Here is a 16,761-nt window from a genome sequence, read left to right as displayed (position 1 = left end):
CTCACAGGCCCGACTCGGCGGTCCGCACCATGATCCGGCGGCAGTCCTCGCAGCGGACCACCTCGGCGGGGTCGGCGGACTTGATCCGGCTCCGTTCGGTGGCGGAGAACTCGATCCGGCAGCCGCCGCAGCGGCCGCCACGCAGCAGGGCGGCGGCCAGCCCACCGGAGTTCTCGCGGATCTTGTCGTAGAGGGTGACCAGGTCGGCGGGGAGGTCGTTGGCGAGCGGGGCCCGCGACGAGGTCTTGAACTGTTCCTCGCTGGCGATCTCGGCGAGGGCCCGTTCCCGGGCCTGTTCGACGTCGGCGCGCCGCTGCCGCGCGGTGTCGAGGCGGCCGGTGACCTCGTCGAGGGTCGCCTGGGCGGTCTCCCGCTGCTCCATCAGCTCCAGTTCGGCGTCTTCCAGCTCGGTCTGCCGGCGGGTCAGCGACGCCATCTCGTGCTGCAGTGCCTCCAGTTCCCGGGCCGGGCCGGAGCCGAGGGTGAGCCGGGCCTGGTCCTTGTCCTTGCGGTTGCGGACCTGTTCGATGTCGCGTTCCAGGCGGGCGATGTCACGGTCCAGGTCGTCGACGGCGACCTGGGCGCGGACCCGTTCGTCCTCCAGGGCCGACAGTTCCCGGGCCAGGGCGTCCAGTTCGGCGTGCTCGGGCAGGGTCCGCCGGCGGTGGGCGAGCTGGGCGAGCGCGGTGTCGATCGCCTGCAGGTCGAGCAGGCGGCGCTGGGCTTGCGGGTCTGCCTTCACGGGCGGTGCTCCTTATGGGTGGGTGGCGGCGGCGTGTGCCGCGACGACGGGGCGCCCGGCCGACGGCACGTGCAGCGTCCACGGGTCGGTGTCGAGGTCGGATGCGGTCGCCTCGACCGCCAGGTCGGTACGCAGGTGGGCGGCGAGGTCGTCGAGCCAGGGTCGTTCGGTGGCCCAGTGGGCGGCGTCGAGCAGCGCCGGTCCGGCGCCCGAGGCCTGCTCGCTGACCGGGTGGTGGCGCAGGTCGGCGGTGAGGTAGGCGTCGACTCCGGCGGCGTTCGCCGCGTCGAGCAACGAGCCACCGGCCCCGCCGCAGACCGCCACGGTGGTGATGGTCCGTTTCGGGTCGCCGGCTGCGCGGACCCCCCAGGCCGTGGGCGGCAGCACCGCGGCGGCGTGCCGGGTCAGTTCGGCGAGGCTCAGCGGTACGGCGAGGGTGCCGATGCGGCCGGAGCCCTGCCCGGCGACGGTGGCGGCCGGGCTGCCGGGTGCGGCCGGGACGAGGGGACGCAGGTCGGTCAGGCCGAGTCGGGTGGCGAGGGCGTCGGAGACGCCGGGGTTGGCCACGTCGGCGTTGGTGTGGGCGGCGTACAGCGCGACACCGGCCCGGATCAGCTGGTGGACGATCCGTCCCTGGTACGTGGTCGGGGCGACGGTCGAGACGCCGCGCAGCAGCAGCGGATGGTGGGCGATGATCATGTCGGCGCCGGCGGCGACCGCTTCGGCGACCGATTCCGGTACGACGTCGACGACGCACCACACACGGCGTACCGGCGCGTCGGGTTCGCCGAGGATCAGTCCGACGCGGTCCCATTGCTCCGCCCAGGTCGGCGGGTACCGCCGCTCAAGTGCGGCGATCACCTCGGCGACCCGGACCGGCGGCGCGTCGGTGGCCCGTACCGGTGGTGATGCAGTTGTGTCCACGGCGGCCCAGCTTACCCACCTACCGGTCGGTGCCCGCGACGTTCAGCCGGTGGCCAGTTCGTCGTCGAGCGCGTCGAGGGTCAGCTGCCACGGGATCCGGTCGATGATCTGCTCCCCGGCGCCCGGTGGCTGCAGCGGCAGGACATCCTCGCCGAGCAGGACCCGTACCCCCCAGTCGCGTAGTCGGGCGACGCTGGCCCGGAAGGCGGGATGTCCGGCGAGCGCGGTGTTGGTGAACGGCAGCGCGACGATCGGCAGGCCCTTGCCCTGGGCTTCGACGACCAGGCCGAGGGCGAGGGTGTCGGTGATGCCGGCGGCCCACTTGTTGATGGTGTTGGACGTGGCCGGGGCGACGATGACCGCGTCGGCGGCCGGGAGCACGTCGGGGTCGCCGGGGTTCTTGTAGTCGGCCCGCACCGGGTGACCGGTCAACGCGGCCAGGCCCGGTACGTCGACGAACTTGCGTCCGTCCGGGGTGACCACCACGCACACCCGCCAGGCACGTTGCTGGGCGAGGGTGACCAGCCTCCCGACGTGTCGGGAGGCTGGGCTGCCGCAGGCGACCACATAAAGGGTGCGGGCACCGGCCGGGGTCACGCCACCACCTCTACCATCATCGGTCGGTTCCTGTCGTCCACCTGGTCACACGCCGACTCCCATGTGCTCGGCGAGCTCGGCGACCGGGCCGGCCGGGGTGCCCCGGGTGCGACGCAGCACGTCGGACATGACGGCGTGGGCCACCGGGCGGCAGCGGATCTCGGCCGGTGCCAGCCGATCGCCCTCCAGCAGCATCTCGGTGGCCTTGTCCAGTTCGCCGAACTGTGCGTAGCCACGGGCGATGTCCAGCATGTGGTGGGCCCGCCGCTCCGGCAGCAACGCGTTGAACCCGGGTGCCTCGATGACCGACCGGTGGGTCTCCACCGCTGCCTGACCCTCGCCGAGTTCGACCGCCGCTGCGGCCCGGTGCAGCTGCACGTTGGTCGGGCCGAAGCAGGTCCAGTAGTGGTTGTTGTCCTCGCCGAGCGCCCGGGCGGCGTCCTCGGCACCGTTGATCAGATCGCGAACGGTGGCGCTGTCACCGATGCGGGCGGCGGCCATGGCCCCCTGCAGCAGGAGCAGCCCGTACACCGACAGCTGCTCGGGGGTGCTGGACCGGTCGTCGCCTGGGGCCAACCGGTTGGCGATGTTAACGTTCACCTCCAAAGCCGCGCGTGAGCGGCCCAGGGCGAGCAGGGCGTTGCCGACCCGGCAGGTCGCCACCCCGGTCAGCAGCTGGTCGCCGGCCCGATGGGACACCGCGATCGAGCGGTCGGCGGCCAGCCAGGCGAGGTCGTGCTCGCCGAGCTTGCGCAGGGTCGACGAGGCGATCTGGTAGAGCTGGCCCAGCAGACTCGCCACCTGCCGTGCTTCGTCGCCGCTGGTGTAGTGCGCGTCGGCCGCCTGGGCGTCGCGCAGCAGTCGGGGCAACGCCCGCGCCAGTACGCCGTACTTGGCGTGCTGGAAGGTGAGCCAGGCGTGGTTGGTGGCCTTGCGCATCTCGGCCAGTTGCGGCGGTGTCACCGCGGGGCGGAAGAAGGTGCTGATGGAGTCGTACCGCTCCAGCGCCGCCCGGATCTCCTCGACCTCCACCTGGTCGATACAGCTGACGCTCTCCGGGCGCCGTTCCGGGTCCTTGCCGAGCAGCAGCTGCACGTCGATCTGCAGCACGTCGGCGATCTCGTGGACCACGGAGAACTTGTCGAGTCGCCGGACCCCGCGTTCGACCTTGTCGACCCAGCTCTTGGACTTGCCGAGCCGGTCGGCGAAGACCTGTTGGGACATCTTCCTGCGGCCCCGCCAGTAGGCGACGCGGCGGCCGATGGGTAACTCCTCCACGCTCACTCTGCTCCCCCCTCGGGTCACCCGGCGCCCCCCGGTGCCGGCGTTTGTGCTGGTCGGATCGGCATCCCCCCGAACGCCGGACAGCGGACCGTGCTCATCGCACAGCCAGTGCGTTAGGTCCATCACAGATGCTCGTAGTTTTCGATGCAAGTTGCAAAGGCCTGGCAGCCAAAATTTTCGGCGTGTCGTCGAACGGGATCACCAATCGACCCACGCCGATCCCGGCTGCCCTCATCCGTTCAGCACGACCACAAAGCTTGGGGGAATCTCGATCATGCGGTGGACGGTCCAACCGCCCTCCTTCGGCCGCCTTCGGCTGCGCCGTGCCGCGCTGCGGTACGCCGCGCACGGCTGGCCGGTGACGCCCGGAGCGGTTCTGTGCAAGGGCCGATTCCGGTGCGACCGGCTCAGCTGTCCGATCCTCGGTTGCCACCCGGCGCAGGAGACCTGGGAACGCGACGCCAGCGACCGGCCCGACCGGGTGAGCGCCTGGTGGCGTACCCGCCCCCACCCGGTCCTGCTCGCCACCGGGCACGCCTTCGACGTCCTCGACGTGCCGGCCCGCCTCGGCCTGCGGGTGCTGTGCACCCTCCGGCTGCGCGGCGGTGCCGCGATGCCCGGTCAGGGCCAGCTGCGCGGTCCGGTCGCGGTCACCCCGACCGGACGATGGATGTTCCTGGTACGCCCCGGCGACACGCTGCGACCCGAGCTCGACGACTCGTTGGACGTGATCCAGCACGGGTCCGGGTCGTGGATCCCGGCACCGCCGACGCTGCTGCCCGAAGGGCCGGTCCGCTGGGCGGTCGGCCCGCAGGAGGTCGGCTGGTACCTGCCGCACTCCTACGCCGTACAGCAGCTCGTCGTCGACGCCCGGGAACTGGCCGCACCGGCCGTCCCGGTGCCCCGGTTGCCCCGGCCCCGCACCGCGCCGGCCGGAGCGGTCACCGCACCGCCGCCGGTCGCCGCCCACGTGCCGGTCGCCGTCCCCCGGCAGGTCTCCACCCTGCGCCGCGCCCTGTAGCCGCGATCGGGTCGCAGCCACGATCGGGCACAGCGCCCCCGAACCAGGACCGACCGGACACGGTGCTCGTCCGGGTGAGCGCCGGTGCGGTGGGTGAACCTCCCCGCTGCCGGCGCTCACCTCGCCCGGGGTAGCCGTACCTTCCCGACACCTCGCCGCCGCAGGGTCTGCGCCCTACGGCGGCGCGGCGTATGCCGGTTCACGCATGTACCGCCAGACGTGGGCGGAGTGGGCCGCAGCCGAATGGGTAATGCGCCGATGGTCGTCCGCCCGGCGACCACACACCGCCGGGACAGCCGACGCGGCACGCCTCGGCGCATCGACGCACCGTCGGGTCAGTTCGGGAAGGGAAGGCACGCCATGCTCAGCAGGGAGGACCAGCGCCGGTTCGACCAGATCGCCCGCCATCTGCGGACGACCGATCCGGAATTCGTCGCCCGCCTGGGCGATCAGCCCGCGACCGTACGCAACCGGGCCGTCATCGTCACCAGCGTGCTGCTGTGGGCGATGATCCCGATGCTCGCACTCTTCGGTGGCTGGATCGCTGCCGTCATCTGCACCGTCGCGCTCAGCGCCGCCGGGGTGCTCGCGCTGCGCGCCCGCCGCTGGTGACCGCGCCGTCCGGCGCGGGCCCGGCGTCGGCGGACAGGCCGGCGTCGGCGGACGGGCCGGCGAACCGCCGGTACGCCCGGCCGAGCAGCTCCACCAGACCGGGTCCACCGATCGTCGGTGCCGGCGCGCCGAGCTGACGCAGCAGCAGGTCGGCGCCGGCCGGCAGGACCGGCTCCCGGGCCGGCAGCGGCACCGGTGCACGCCAGAAGTCGACGTCCGCCACCGGCGGCGTCAGGTCGGCCAGTGCCGCCGCGGCACCGACCGGCGAGCCGGCCGCGGCGGGACCGGCCACCGCGGGGTCAGCCACCGCCGGGTCGCCCTCGGGTGCCGGTGCCGTGACGTCACCGCCGGCACGGGCCCGCCGCAGCTGCGCCAGCAACGTTGCCCGGTCCCGCCCCCGCCAGTGCAGGATCTGGAACGGATCGGTGTCGAACTCCTCCGCCAGCAGGTAGCAGGTCGCGGCCAGGTGCTTGCACGGCACCGCCGCGTCCGGGCAGCTGCACCGCATCGTCAACTCGTCGATCCCGGCGGGGAACAGCGGTGCGCCGGCGGCGGCGAACACCTCCTCCAACTCCGGCGGCAGGTCCCCGGCGAGCAGCCGGGCGCTGTACAGCGCCTGACCGGCCAGGGTCTGCTCGATGCGCCGCCACACCGGTGCGCCGAACGGCGTCAGCCCGATCCGCACCTGGTACGGCCGGGGCCGGGAACCCTGCACCTGGGCGGTCACCGCGCCGGGTGCGACCGTCAGGGCGAGCACCTGCCCGGCCCGGGCGTAGGAGCGGCCCCGGGTCAGCCGGGTACCCAACGCGAACGATTCCAGCACGTCGACGAAGCGACGCGACCACCACGACTGCCCGATCGCGCCCCGGGTGCTGCGGGCGCGTAGCCCGCCGTCGACCCGCCGGGGCCGGCCGTAGTCGTCGAACCGGCTCATTCGACCACCGCCCCGGCCTCCAACGCGAACAGCTCCCGCAACTGCGCGGTCGACAGCTCGGTCAGCCACTGCTCACCGCTGCCGACGATCCGTGCGGCCAGGCCGCGCTTGTCCGCCACCATCGCCGCGATCTTCTCCTCCACCGTGCCGGCGCAGACGAACTTGCGGACCTGCACCGACCGCCGCTGCCCGATCCGGAACGCCCGGTCGGTGGCCTGGTCCTCCACGGCCGGGTTCCACCAGCGGTCCACATGCACCACATGGTTGGCGGCGGTCAGGGTCAGCCCGGTGCCGCCGGCTTTCAACGACAGGACGAACAGCGGCGGCCCGGCCCGGCCCGCGCCGTCGGCGTGGCCGTCCTGGAACCGGGCGACGAGGTCGTCGCGCTCGGCCTTGGCCAGCCCGCCGTGCAGGAACAGCACCTCCCGACCGGTGTACGCCGACAGGTGCCCGCGCAGCATCGCGCCGAACTCGGCGTACTGGGTGAACAGCAGCGCCTTCTCCCCCGCCGCCAGCACCTCGTCGAGGATGCCGGTGAGCCGGTCGAGTTTGCCGGAGCGCCCGGCCAGGTGCGAGCCGTCGCGCAGGAACTGCGCCGGATGGTTGCAGATCTGCTTGAGTTTCGTCATCGCGGCCAGCACCAGCCCGCGCCGCTCGACGCCGTCGCTGGACTCGATGCGGCCCATCATGTCGTCGACCACCGCCTGGTACAGCGAGGCCTGTTCGGCGGTGAGGTGGCACAGCACCTCCATCTCCAGCTTCTCCGGCAGGTCGGTGATGATCGACGTGTCGGTCTTGAGCCGGCGCAGCACGAACGGGCCGGTGATCCGGCGCAGCCGCCCGGCGGCGTCGGCGTCGCCGTGGCGTTCCACCGGCTCGGCGTAGCGGCGGCGGAAACTGGCCGCGCCGCCGAGCAGCCCCGGGTTGGCGAACTCCATGATGGACCACAGGTCGGCGAGGCGGTTCTCCACCGGCGTACCGGTGATCGCGACCCGGTGCCGGGCGGGCAGCGACCGGACCGCGACGGCCTGCCGGGTCGCCGCGTTCTTGATCGCCTGTGCCTCGTCGACCATGATCCGGTGCCAGCCGACCCCGGCCAGGTCAACGGCGTCCCGGGCGGCCACCGCGTAGGTGGTGACCACCAGCCGGGCGCCGGTCACCGCAGCGACGAACTCCGGGCCGCGGGGCCGGTCGGTGCCGTGGTGCACGTGCACCGGCAGTTCCGGCACGAACCGGGCCGCCTCCCGCTGCCAGTTGCCGACCAGCGACATCGGACAGACCAGCAGCGTCGGGCCGGCGTCGGGTGCGTCGGCGGCGAGCAGGGCGAGCAGCTGTACGGTCTTGCCGAGCCCCATGTCGTCGGCGAGCACCCCGCCGAGCCCGAGGGACTGCAGGAACCGCAGCCAGGCCAGCCCCCGCTGCTGGTACGGCCGCAGCTGCCCCCGGAAACCGGCCGGTTCCGCCACCGGGGTGAGCCGACGCTCCATCTCACCGCTGAGCAGGTCACCGAGCGCGCCGGTGGCGTCGATGCCCAGCACCGGCAGTCCCACCGCGTCGTCGTCCGCGTCGAGGGCGACCCGCAGCAGGTCCGTGACGGTCAGCGCACCACCGGTGCGCAGCAGCGCCAACCCGGCGGCGATCCGCTTCGGGTCGACCTCCACCCATTCGCCGCGTACCCGCACCAGCGGTGTCTTGGCCCGGGCGAGATCGCGCAGTTCCCGCTCGGTCAGCGGCTGGTCGCCGAGGGCCACCTCCCACCGGTAGTCGACCAGGTCGGGCAGGCCGAACCGGCGGTCGACGGCGACGGTGCCCGGCGCGGTCGGGGTGCCGGCCCGCAGCCGGGCACCGAGCCGGGCCGCCGGCCGCTGCCACCAGGAGGGCAGCAGCACGCCGAACCCGGCGGCGTGCAGGGTGGGCGCGCCGTCGCGCAGGAACCGGTGCGCCCCGGTGACGTCCAGGTCGACGCCGTCCGGGGTGGCGGTACGCAGCGCGTCGTCGATCGCCGGCCAGAGCCGGCTGGCCCGGCCCAGCTCGGCCAGCAGGGTCTCCTGCGGCGCGGCGGTGTGCCGGGCCAGGGCCGGTACGCCGCCGCTGCCCCAGACCGCCGGGGCGTCGACGACCAGGCTCGGTTCGGCGGTGGCCTGCAACGCGAACTCCAGCCGCCAGCCACCGGTGCCGTCACCGGCGACAGCCGGGCCGGCGGCACCGTCACCTGCGGTGACCGGTTCCTCGGTGACGGGGTCGGGTTCGCGCAGCCGGAACAGCGCCCGTACCGGGCCGCCGGCCGCGTCGCGCTGCCACTGCTCCAACTCGGTGACCAGCGCGTCGAGGGCCCGCGCTCCAGCGGTGAAGTCCCGCCGGGGTCCGGTCAACGCGGTCAGCCAGGCGTCGCGGGCGGCCAGCGGCCCGGACCGGGCCCGACCTTCGGCCAGCCGTACGCCGTGCAGCGCGGCGCGCGCGGCGGCGTCAGTCAACGCGTCCAGCGCCTCGGCGACACGTTGGTGCCCGGTGTCGGGCGGCGCGGCGGCCAGCGCCGCCGCCGGGGTGGCCAACGCCAGCGACCGGGCCCACCGCCGGTCGGCACCGGTCAGCAGCGGCAGCCAGCAGGCGGTGGCCGAGCCGGGTGCCGGCCCGGTCCGCACGGCGGGCAGCACCCGGCCCCGGGCGACCAGTTCGGCGGCGAACCCGGCGAGCAGCGCCAGGTGGCGCACTCCGGCACCGATCACCAGCCCGGCCGGCAGACCATCCTCCGGTCGGCCGCCGCTCGGCGCGGCGTCGGCGGCCGGATCGACGTCGTGCAGGGTGCAGAGCACCGGCAACGCCTCGTCTGCGTCGAACTCCAGGGTGGACACCAGCCAGTCGGCGTGGCCGCCGACGCGGGCCGCCCTGGTGCTCGGCGCGTCGGACTGGGTGCGCACCAGCTCCGGTGACTCGACCGGAGCACCGGCGACGGTCGGCAGCCGGACCGCCGTACTGCCGGTGACCGCCTTGACCGCCAGCGGGCCGAGCAGCGGGCTCAGCACGGCGGTCAGGGCCTCGTGTCCGGCGGCGAACGGGTGCGGGCGGCGGCGCGGCGGTCGCCCCGGCCGCCGGGGCGGCGCCGCCGGCAACGTCGAGTCCTCGGCCCAGACGGCGAGCCGACCACCGGGGCCGAGCAGGCCCTGCACCACCAGCACAGCCACTCCTTCACCGTCGGCACCTGCGCCGATGGTACGGCCGACGCCCGCCGCGGCCGGTCAGCCGTGCCAGGAGCGCCACAGCGCGGCGTACGCGCCGTCGGCGGCGATCAGCTCGTCGTGGCTGCCCTGTTCGGTGATCCGGCCCTGGTCCAGCACGGCCACCCGGTCGGCGTCGTGCGCCGAGTTCAGCCGGTGCGCGATGGCGATGACGGTCCGACCGGCCAGCACCGCCGCCAACGCCTGCTCGGTCCGGCGGGCGGTGGTCGGATCGAGGGCGGCGGTCGCCTCGTCCAGGATCAGGATGTCCGGGTCGGCCAGCACCAGCCGGGCGAGCGCCACCTGCTGGGCGTGCGCGGCCGACAGGTCGAGCGCGCCGTCACCGAGTGCCGTGTCCAGGCCGTCGGGCAGCTCGGCGTACCAGTCGGCACCGACGGTGTCCAACGCGGACCGTAACGCCGCGTCGGACGCCTCGGGGGCGGCGAACCGCAGGTTGTCGCGCAGCGTGCCGATGAACACGTGGTGCTCCTGGGTGACCAGAGCGATCCGGCGACGCCGCTGCGCCGGGTCGAGGTCGGTCACCGGGCAGCCGCCGAGGCGCACCGCGCCGACACGGGGCGTCTCGATGCCGGCGATCAGCCGGGCCAGGGTCGACTTGCCGGCCCCGGACGGTCCGACGATCGCCAGCCGCTGCCCGGCGGCGACCGTCAGGTCGATGCCGCGCAGCACGTCGACGCCGGCGCCGTAGCCGAAGGTCAGGTTGGTCACCCGCACCTCGCGGCCGGTCGGGGTGGCGCCCCGGCCGCGCGGTTCCGGCGGCACCTGCCCGACGCCGAGGACCCGGGCGTACGACGCCAGCCCGCGCTGGGCCTGTTCGATCCACTGCAGGATGGTGTCCAGCGGGTCGACGGCCTGCTGCAGGTAGAGCGCGGCGGCGACCACCGCGCCGAGGGTGACGGCGTCCCGGTGCAGCAGCAGCCCGCCGACCAGCAGCGCGGCACCGATCGGCAGCGCGACGCTGGCCTCGGCCACCGGAAAGTACACCGAACGCAGGGCGAGGGTGGCCCGTCGGGCGGCCCACAGGTCGGCGATGCGGGTCCGGGCGGCGCGGATCCGTTCGTCGCCCAGCCGCAACGCCTCCACCGTGCGGGCGCCGTCGGCGGTGGTGGTCAACGTGTCGGTCAACGCGGCCATCGCGGCGCCCTCGGTCAGGTAGGCCGGCCGGGCCCGGCGCAGGTACCACCGGGTCACCGCCACGATCGACGGCAGGCCGATCAGGCCGGCCAGCCCCAGCAGCGGATGCAGCCAGAACACCGCACCGAACAGCAGGACCAGTTGCGCGGTGGCGATCACCACCACCGGCACCACGTCGCGGACCATGGTGCCGACCGTGGCGACGTCGCTGGAGCTGCGGGTGGCGAGGTCGCCGGTGCCGGCCCGTTCGACCACCGACACCGGTAGCCCGAGGACGCGGTGCACGAAGTCCTCGCGCAGCCGGGCGACCGCCCGTTCACCGAAGCGCAGTCCGACGTACCGGGCGAAGCGGGTGAGCAGCCCCTGCAGCAGGACGAAGCCGATCAGGGCCGCCGCCAGCCGGTCCACCGCCGCCACCGACGCGCCGGTGGTGACCACGTCGACGATCCGGCCGAGCAGCCACGGCCCGGCCAGGCCGGCCAGGGCCGCGCCGACGTGCAGCACCAGGATGCCGGCGACCACCCAGCGTTGCTGGCCGAGCAGTTCACCGGTCGCCCGCCGGACGGTGCGTGGGTCGGCCACCGGCAGCCGACCGGAGGCGGTCACGACCGCCCCAGCGTCGCCGTCGACCCGCCGGCCGGGTCTTGCCGCCCGGCCGCGTCGGTCAGTTCGCCGCCCCGGGCGACCAGCGCCCGGTAGCCCGGGTCGCCGGCCAGCAGCCGCGCGTGGCTGCCGACCCCGACGACCCGGCCGCCCCGCAGGTACGCCACCGTGTCGGTGGCCGCGAGCAGCAGCGGGGACGTTGTGACCAGCACCGTGGTCCGGCCTGCCCGCGCGGTGCGCAGCCGGTCGGCGATCCGCGCCTCGGTGTGCGCGTCGACCGCCGAGGTCGGCTCGATCAGGATCAGCACCTCCGGCTCCACCAGCAGCGCCCGGGCGAGCCGGACCCGCTGGCGTTGGCCGCCGGAGAGGGTACGGGCGCGACTGTCGATCGGAGTCGCCAGGCCGTCCGGCAGCGACGTCACCACGTCGTCGGCGGAGGCGACCCCGACCGCCGCCCGCACCCGTTGCTCATCGGCTGCGGCCGGGTCGTCCGCCCGCGCAGCCTGAGCGTCCGGGTCGTCCGCCCGCGCACCGTGCAGGATCTGCCGCAACGTGCCGGCGAACAGGTACGCGTCGTGGTCGGCGACCAGGATCCGGGCCCGTACCTCGTCGCGCGCGACCGCGCCCAGCGGCACCGCGCCCCAGGTCACGCCGGACCGGCGGAACCGGCCCAGCCGGTCGGCCAGCGCCTGCCCGTCGCCCGGGTCGTCGGCCGCCACCCCGATCATCCGCCCGGCCGGCACGGTCAACCCGCTGTCGGGATCGTGCAGGCCGGCCGGCCGCGACGGGGCGGCGACGGTGTGCCGTGTCGGCAGGTCGGTCACCGGATCGGGGGTGAGCCGCAGCAGGGCCACGATCCGGCGGGCCGCGACCCGGCCCCGGATGAACTGGTAGCTGCCCTCCTGCAGGAACCAGACCGGGACGGTCAGCGCGGCCACGTACCCGTAGACGGCGACCAGCTCACCGACGGTGATCTCGTCGGCGACCGCCATCCGGGCGGAGAGCCAGACCACGGCGGCGAGGAACAGCCCGGGGACGGTGACGGTGAGCGCTTCGATCCAGCTGTTGACCGCCGCGACCCGGTAGCCGTGCCCGCGCAGCCGCTGCGACCCGGTGACGTAGCGGTCGGCGAACAGGGTCCGGCCGCCGACGCCGGCCAGCACCCGCAGCCCGGCGACGATGTCACCGGCGCGGGCGGTGAGCTGGCCCTGTTCCCGCCGGTAGGTCTGCTCGGCCCGGTCCAACCGGCGCAGCAGCGGGCCGAGCAGCGCCGCGACCACCGGTACGCCGATCAGGATGACCGCCGCCAGCGCCGGCGAGACCGACCAGAGCAGGACCGCGACCACCAGGTACGCGAGCACCGCGCCGACGCCCGGCCCGGTCAGGGTGAGCACATGCGAGGTGTGGGTGATGTCGGTGCCGCCGACGGTGGCCACCTCACCGGTGGCGAGCCGGCTCGGCAGGACCGCGCCGATGCGCGCCAACTGTCGCGACAACACTCCGGCGGAGCGGGCGGTGGCGTCCTCGCGGATGTAGGTCATGGTGCGGTGCCGCAGCACCCCGACGACGGAGATCAGCACCCCGGCGACCAGGACGGCGCCGACCCACCAGGCCAGTACGGCCCACCGGCCGGGGCGCAGTCCGTCGTCGATCGCCCGGGCCACCAGGTAGGGCCGGCCGGCCAGGCCGACCATCCACACCGTACTGAGCGCGGCACCGCGCAGCACCCGCCACGGTTGGCGGCGCACCAGCCACCACAGGTACCGCACCGGCCCCCGGGTGTCCGCCGTCCCCGGATCGGCGTGGGGGATCGTCGGCGGCACCCGGCCAGGTTACCGGGACCGACCGGGACGAGCGGGGAATTATCCGGCGCGGACGGTCGCGGCGACCTGCTGGAACTCCCGCCAGTGCACCGGGGGCGCGGTGCGGCCGCGCCGGTCGAGGTAACCGGCGGTACGGCGACGGGCGGCACGCAGTGTACCGACTGCTTCGCGCAGGGTACCGGTCGCGCCGGGGTCGACCAGTCGGTGCGGACGCAGCAGCCAACCGTCGGCGCCACGGGTCAGCTCGCCGCGCAGCAGGACGTTGCGCAGCCCGTCGAGCCGGTCGTCGTGGCGGTGGACCAGCAGACTCGCCGGTCCGGCCACCGGCTGCACGTCGTCCGGTCCGGACAGTGCCCGGCCGTCGTCCGGTCCGGACAGCGCCCAGGCGTCGTCGGCGGCGACCGGCCGGACCCGGGTCAGCACCGGGCCGCCGGTGGCGTCCCGGAAGCCCAGCACCGCCGTCGGGAACCGGTCGATCACCCCGGCCCCCAGTGGCGTTCCGGCCGTGACGGAGGCGGCGCGGGGCGGGTCGGCGGCGACGGTGGTCACCCGCTGCGGGGTGATGCTGATCAGCAGCCGGGTGAAGTACCAGCCCATCAGCCAGCGGGCCGGTGGCGTCAGGTAGCGGCGGCTGTGCGGCTGGCGGTCGAACAGCATCGCCCAGTAGTCCTCCAGCCCGGCCGGGCTGGTGACGATCTCCTCCGGGCAGACCGCCGCCCCCTGCACCAGGATCGCCGGTGCGTCGTGCGGCAGTCCGCTCGCCGTCCGATCGGAGAAGAGCAGCGCCACCCGGCCGTCGCGGCGGACGTTGAGCGCCTTCTGCGCGAACGCCAGCGACGTGGTCACCAGCAGGGTGCCGTCGGGACGGCGCGACGCGGCGGTCGGCCAGGCGATCGGCGTACCGTCGCGGGCCAGGGTGGCGAACTCGCAGGTGCGGTAGGCGGCCAGGATGTCGGCCAGGCCGGAGTCGATGTCGATCATGCCGGGAGGCTAGTGCCGTGTGATCTCCCCCGCTCGGCGGCGGCGGGCAGGCACCCCGGTGACCCTGCTCACGGCCGGCCGGGCCACCGCGCGCGGCAGCGGGCCCGGCCCGGTAGCGGCCCGGCCCGGTGGCGGCGATCATGCACAATCAGGCAGGTCAGCACGTTTTCGATCATGGGGGTGGCGCGGCCGTGGGGTGGTGGTCCTGGTTGGTGTGGTGCGGCGGCGGCGCCGTACTGCTGGTCGCCGGATTCGCCGCGGCGATGCTGCCCCGGCACCGGGCGCGCCAGCAGGACCGGCGGATCGCCTGGTCGACGGCGCGGGCCGCGATCGACGCCGCCCAGGTCAGCCGCGACGCCGCTCCCCGACCGGTCGCCGAGGCCGAGCAGCTGCTCACCCGGGCTCAGGCGCTCGCCACCGACCGGGGCGGCCCGACGGCGGCCCACGTGGCAACCGACTACGCCCGCCGCGCCGACCAGCTGTGGCAGGCGGGCACCCGACCGGAGCAACAGCCGTGAGACGACCGCGCCGCTGGCCGACCGAGGTACTGCGGTGGAGCGCGCTCGGCGGGGCCGTCGTCGTCCTGGCGACCTTCCTGCTGGCCCAGCGGCAGAGCGTCGACGTCAGCTATGGGCAGTCGCCGGCCCGCGCGGCGATCACCGAAGGCTCCGCCGGAGAACTCAGCGACGCCACGGTGCCGTCGGTCGAGGAGATGACCGCGCTGGTCGCGGCCGATCCGGTGGTCCGGCTGCCGGGCGCGGTCGCCGACTGGGACACCGACCGGGTGGCCGCCGCCATCGGCGACACCGACGTGCGGATCCTGGTCGCCCCGCCCGGCCTGGACGAGGCGGAGCGCGACCGGGTCCGCGAGGTCGACAACGCCACCGTACGGATCATCGGCACCCAGGTCAGCGGCGGCTTCTACCAGGCGTACTCCACCGACCTGGACAGCTGGCGCGGCCAGTTCGCCACCGGCGACGTCACCGGCCTGCTGACGGTCCTGATCACCGCGCTCGCCGACGAGCCGAAGCCCACCAACGAGGAAGGGTTCACCTGGCGGGACCCGACCCCGGCGGAACTCGCGCCGGTCGTCGGCGACCTGCGTACCGCCGGGTGGCACGCCGCCGACGGCGCGACCCTGGCCGACGTGCCGCGACAGGCCGCGGCGACCGCCTTCCCCGACGGCACCCTGCGGGTGGTCGCCCTGCCGGCGCAGCCGTACGGCGAACCGGTGCCGAACTACGGCCCGGCGCTGGCGGCGGCCTTCCCCGGCGACCCGGTCGTGGTGCAGATCGGCAACTGGATCGAGTACCACGGCCCGTCCGCCGACGAGTTCGCCGAAGTCGCGGCGGCCAGCTTCTACGGCCAGTTCGCCGACCGGCTGAGCCGCTACGACTACCCGCAGGCCACGGTGCTCGGCGCCTATCTGAACCGGATCACCGACGTCCGCTACGCCGGGCTGTTCGACCGCCCGCTGCCGTACCAGCCGTTCGACCCGCTGCGGGTGGCGCTGCCCGCCCTGCCGTGGCTGTTCGCTGCCTGCGTGGTGTTCTTCCTCGCGCTGTCGGTACGCGCGGTGCTGCCCGCCGGACCTCCGGCCGGTGACCGCCGCAACAGCCTCGCGTACGGTGCCCCGGCGGCCCGCGCCGCCGGACTGACCGCGCTGGCGGTCGAGCTGTCCGCGCTGGCCGGCGGTGCCGCGGACGCGCCGCTGACCCGGGGCATCGGCAAACTGCAGGCGGCCCGCCAGGCGTTGGGCGACGACCTGCCCGACCGGCACGTGCACACCCTGCTCGACGACGCGGAGGACGAGTTGGACGCCACCGCCCGGCTGGTCGGACTCGACGGCTACCGCCCGGACGTCTACCTGCGGAGCCGGCTCGGATGAGGCGGCTGCTGCGGTTCACCGGTACGCCGTTCGGCCTGGCCACGCTGGCCTGTCTGGTGCTGGCCGGCTGGGCGCTGTGGTCCGGTGGCGTCCTGGACGGCCCGATCGCCCGCGAGGTCCGGGGCTCCTCGGTCTACGCCGCCCCCGGGGTGGAGCTCGACGAGGCAGCGGCCGAGCGGGTCATCGGCAACCGGCGGCTGGTCGTCGTCCTGCTGGCGCCCGGAGCAGACCTGCGCGACGGCTGCCGGGCGACCGAGCGGGCCGCCGACGGGACCGTGGCGGTGGCGATGAGCCGGGAGGTCGACGACGACGGCTACGACACGTACGGCTGTGCCTGGCTGCCTGACCGCGACGACGCCAACTTCGGCCGGGCGGCCGTCGCCGAGACGACCATCGCCCGGGGCACCGACCAGTTCGCCGACGACCCGGTCGAGGCGCTCAAGGTGATGGTGGTCAACTACGACCTGCTGGTGCGGGCCGGCACCGTCCCGGACGGGGCCCGCACGATCAGCCCGTCGCTGCCGCGCTACCTGATCGCTGCCGCCGCGCTGCTCGCGGTCGGCGTCGGGGCGGCGAGCATCTGGTTGGTCGCCTGGCGGGCGGGGCGGCTGGCCGATCGGCGGCTGGCCCGGCGCCGGGAGTTGGCGGACAGCCGCAGCCGGTTGTCGGCCACCGCCGCCGCCCTCGCCCAGCAGATCATCGACCTGGACCGGGGCTACACCCGGGTCGAGCGGACGCTGGCCCGTACCCGTACCCGGGGCACGTCAGCCGGCGGTGACCTGGCCGCCGAGCGCCGCTCCTTCGTCCGGCGGTACCGTCGACTCACCATGGACTACACGAGGGTGCTGGCCGACATCGCCGCGGCCGACCGCGCCGACCGGGCCGATGTCGACGAGCTCACCGCGCGGTTGGCGGCGTTGAGCCAGCGCGGCAGCGAGCTCGCCGACTCCCCCGCAGTGACCGGCGGCTGAGCGTGCCGCGG

General features: G+C 74.7%; 14 protein-coding genes. 5 read left to right on the top strand and 9 right to left on the bottom strand.

What is annotated here, in order from left to right:
* Position 1: 1 nt before the first annotated feature.
* The 4 genes from O7608_RS14785 to O7608_RS14770 are packed head-to-tail and all read right to left on the bottom strand — an operon-like array spanning position 2 to position 3,541.
* On the bottom strand, positions 2–742 hold the full coding sequence (locus O7608_RS14785) for a zinc ribbon domain-containing protein (protein ID WP_289210521.1): 741 nt from the start codon (positions 740–742) through the stop codon (positions 2–4).
* A 12-nt stretch (positions 743–754) separates the two neighbouring features.
* Positions 755–1,666, bottom strand: a complete 912-nt coding sequence (locus tag O7608_RS14780; protein WP_289210520.1) for a Nif3-like dinuclear metal center hexameric protein — start codon at positions 1,664–1,666, stop codon at positions 755–757.
* A gap of 42 nt (positions 1,667–1,708) precedes the next feature.
* Positions 1,709–2,263: a flavoprotein gene (locus O7608_RS14775; protein WP_289210519.1), complete on the bottom strand. Its 555-nt coding sequence runs from the start codon at positions 2,261–2,263 to the stop codon at positions 1,709–1,711.
* A 45-nt stretch (positions 2,264–2,308) separates the two neighbouring features.
* Entirely contained in the window at positions 2,309–3,541 is a 1,233-nt protein-coding gene (locus tag O7608_RS14770; protein WP_289210518.1) for a helix-turn-helix domain-containing protein, read from the bottom strand.
* Positions 3,542–3,821: 280 nt separating this feature from the next.
* Here O7608_RS14770 and O7608_RS14765 point away from each other — a divergent pair, with 280 nt between their 5' ends.
* Positions 3,822–4,568, top strand: a complete 747-nt coding sequence (locus tag O7608_RS14765; RefSeq protein ID WP_289210517.1) for a bifunctional DNA primase/polymerase — start codon at positions 3,822–3,824, stop codon at positions 4,566–4,568.
* A gap of 360 nt (positions 4,569–4,928) precedes the next feature.
* A complete protein-coding gene (locus O7608_RS14760) occupies positions 4,929–5,180 on the top strand; it encodes a DUF3040 domain-containing protein (RefSeq protein WP_289210516.1) in 252 nt (83 codons plus the stop codon).
* Here O7608_RS14760 and O7608_RS14755 read toward each other — a convergent pair.
* The 5 genes from O7608_RS14755 to O7608_RS14735 form a co-directional block, all read right to left on the bottom strand.
* Entirely contained in the window at positions 5,137–6,114 is a 978-nt protein-coding gene (locus tag O7608_RS14755) for an SWIM zinc finger family protein (RefSeq protein WP_289210515.1), read from the bottom strand. The genes O7608_RS14760 and O7608_RS14755 overlap by 44 nt on opposite strands.
* A complete protein-coding gene (locus O7608_RS14750; RefSeq protein WP_289210514.1) occupies positions 6,111–9,290 on the bottom strand; it encodes a DEAD/DEAH box helicase in 3,180 nt (1,059 codons plus the stop codon). The genes O7608_RS14755 and O7608_RS14750 overlap by 4 nt, the downstream gene beginning before the upstream one ends.
* 60 nt (positions 9,291–9,350) lie before the next feature.
* The gene (locus O7608_RS14745; RefSeq protein WP_289210513.1) at positions 9,351–11,090 is read right to left on the bottom strand and encodes an ABC transporter ATP-binding protein; all 1,740 of its coding nucleotides are present in this window, start codon (positions 11,088–11,090) and stop codon (positions 9,351–9,353) included.
* Complete coding sequence (locus tag O7608_RS14740; protein WP_289210895.1) at positions 11,087–12,814, bottom strand: ABC transporter ATP-binding protein; 1,728 nt, start codon at positions 12,812–12,814, stop codon at positions 11,087–11,089. Before O7608_RS14740 ends, O7608_RS14745 begins: the two co-directional genes overlap by 4 nt.
* Before the next feature lie 135 nt (positions 12,815–12,949).
* Positions 12,950–13,891 carry a pyridoxamine 5'-phosphate oxidase family protein gene (locus O7608_RS14735; RefSeq protein WP_289210512.1) on the bottom strand — a complete coding sequence of 314 codons (942 nt, stop codon included), beginning with the start codon at positions 13,889–13,891 and terminating at the stop codon, positions 12,950–12,952.
* A gap of 191 nt (positions 13,892–14,082) precedes the next feature.
* Here O7608_RS14735 and O7608_RS14730 point away from each other — a divergent pair, with 191 nt between their 5' ends.
* Genes O7608_RS14730 through O7608_RS14720 form a run of 3 tightly spaced genes read left to right on the top strand, consistent with a single transcriptional unit; the run spans position 14,083 to position 16,750 of the window.
* Positions 14,083–14,409, top strand: coding sequence for a DUF6403 family protein (locus tag O7608_RS14730; protein ID WP_289210511.1), 327 nt, complete (start codon positions 14,083–14,085; stop codon positions 14,407–14,409).
* Positions 14,406–15,779, top strand: coding sequence for a hypothetical protein (locus O7608_RS14725; protein WP_289210510.1), 1,374 nt, complete (start codon positions 14,406–14,408; stop codon positions 15,777–15,779). Before O7608_RS14730 ends, O7608_RS14725 begins: the two co-directional genes overlap by 4 nt.
* Positions 15,776–16,750, top strand: coding sequence for a hypothetical protein (locus O7608_RS14720; RefSeq protein WP_289210509.1), 975 nt, complete (start codon positions 15,776–15,778; stop codon positions 16,748–16,750). Before O7608_RS14725 ends, O7608_RS14720 begins: the two co-directional genes overlap by 4 nt.
* Positions 16,751–16,761 lie beyond the last annotated feature (11 nt).

Origin of the sequence: Solwaraspora sp. WMMA2056 (assembly GCF_030345095.1) — a bacterium.
GTDB lineage: Bacteria > Actinomycetota > Actinomycetes > Mycobacteriales > Micromonosporaceae > Micromonospora_E.
This window is presented reverse-complemented; position numbering and strand designations above follow the sequence as displayed.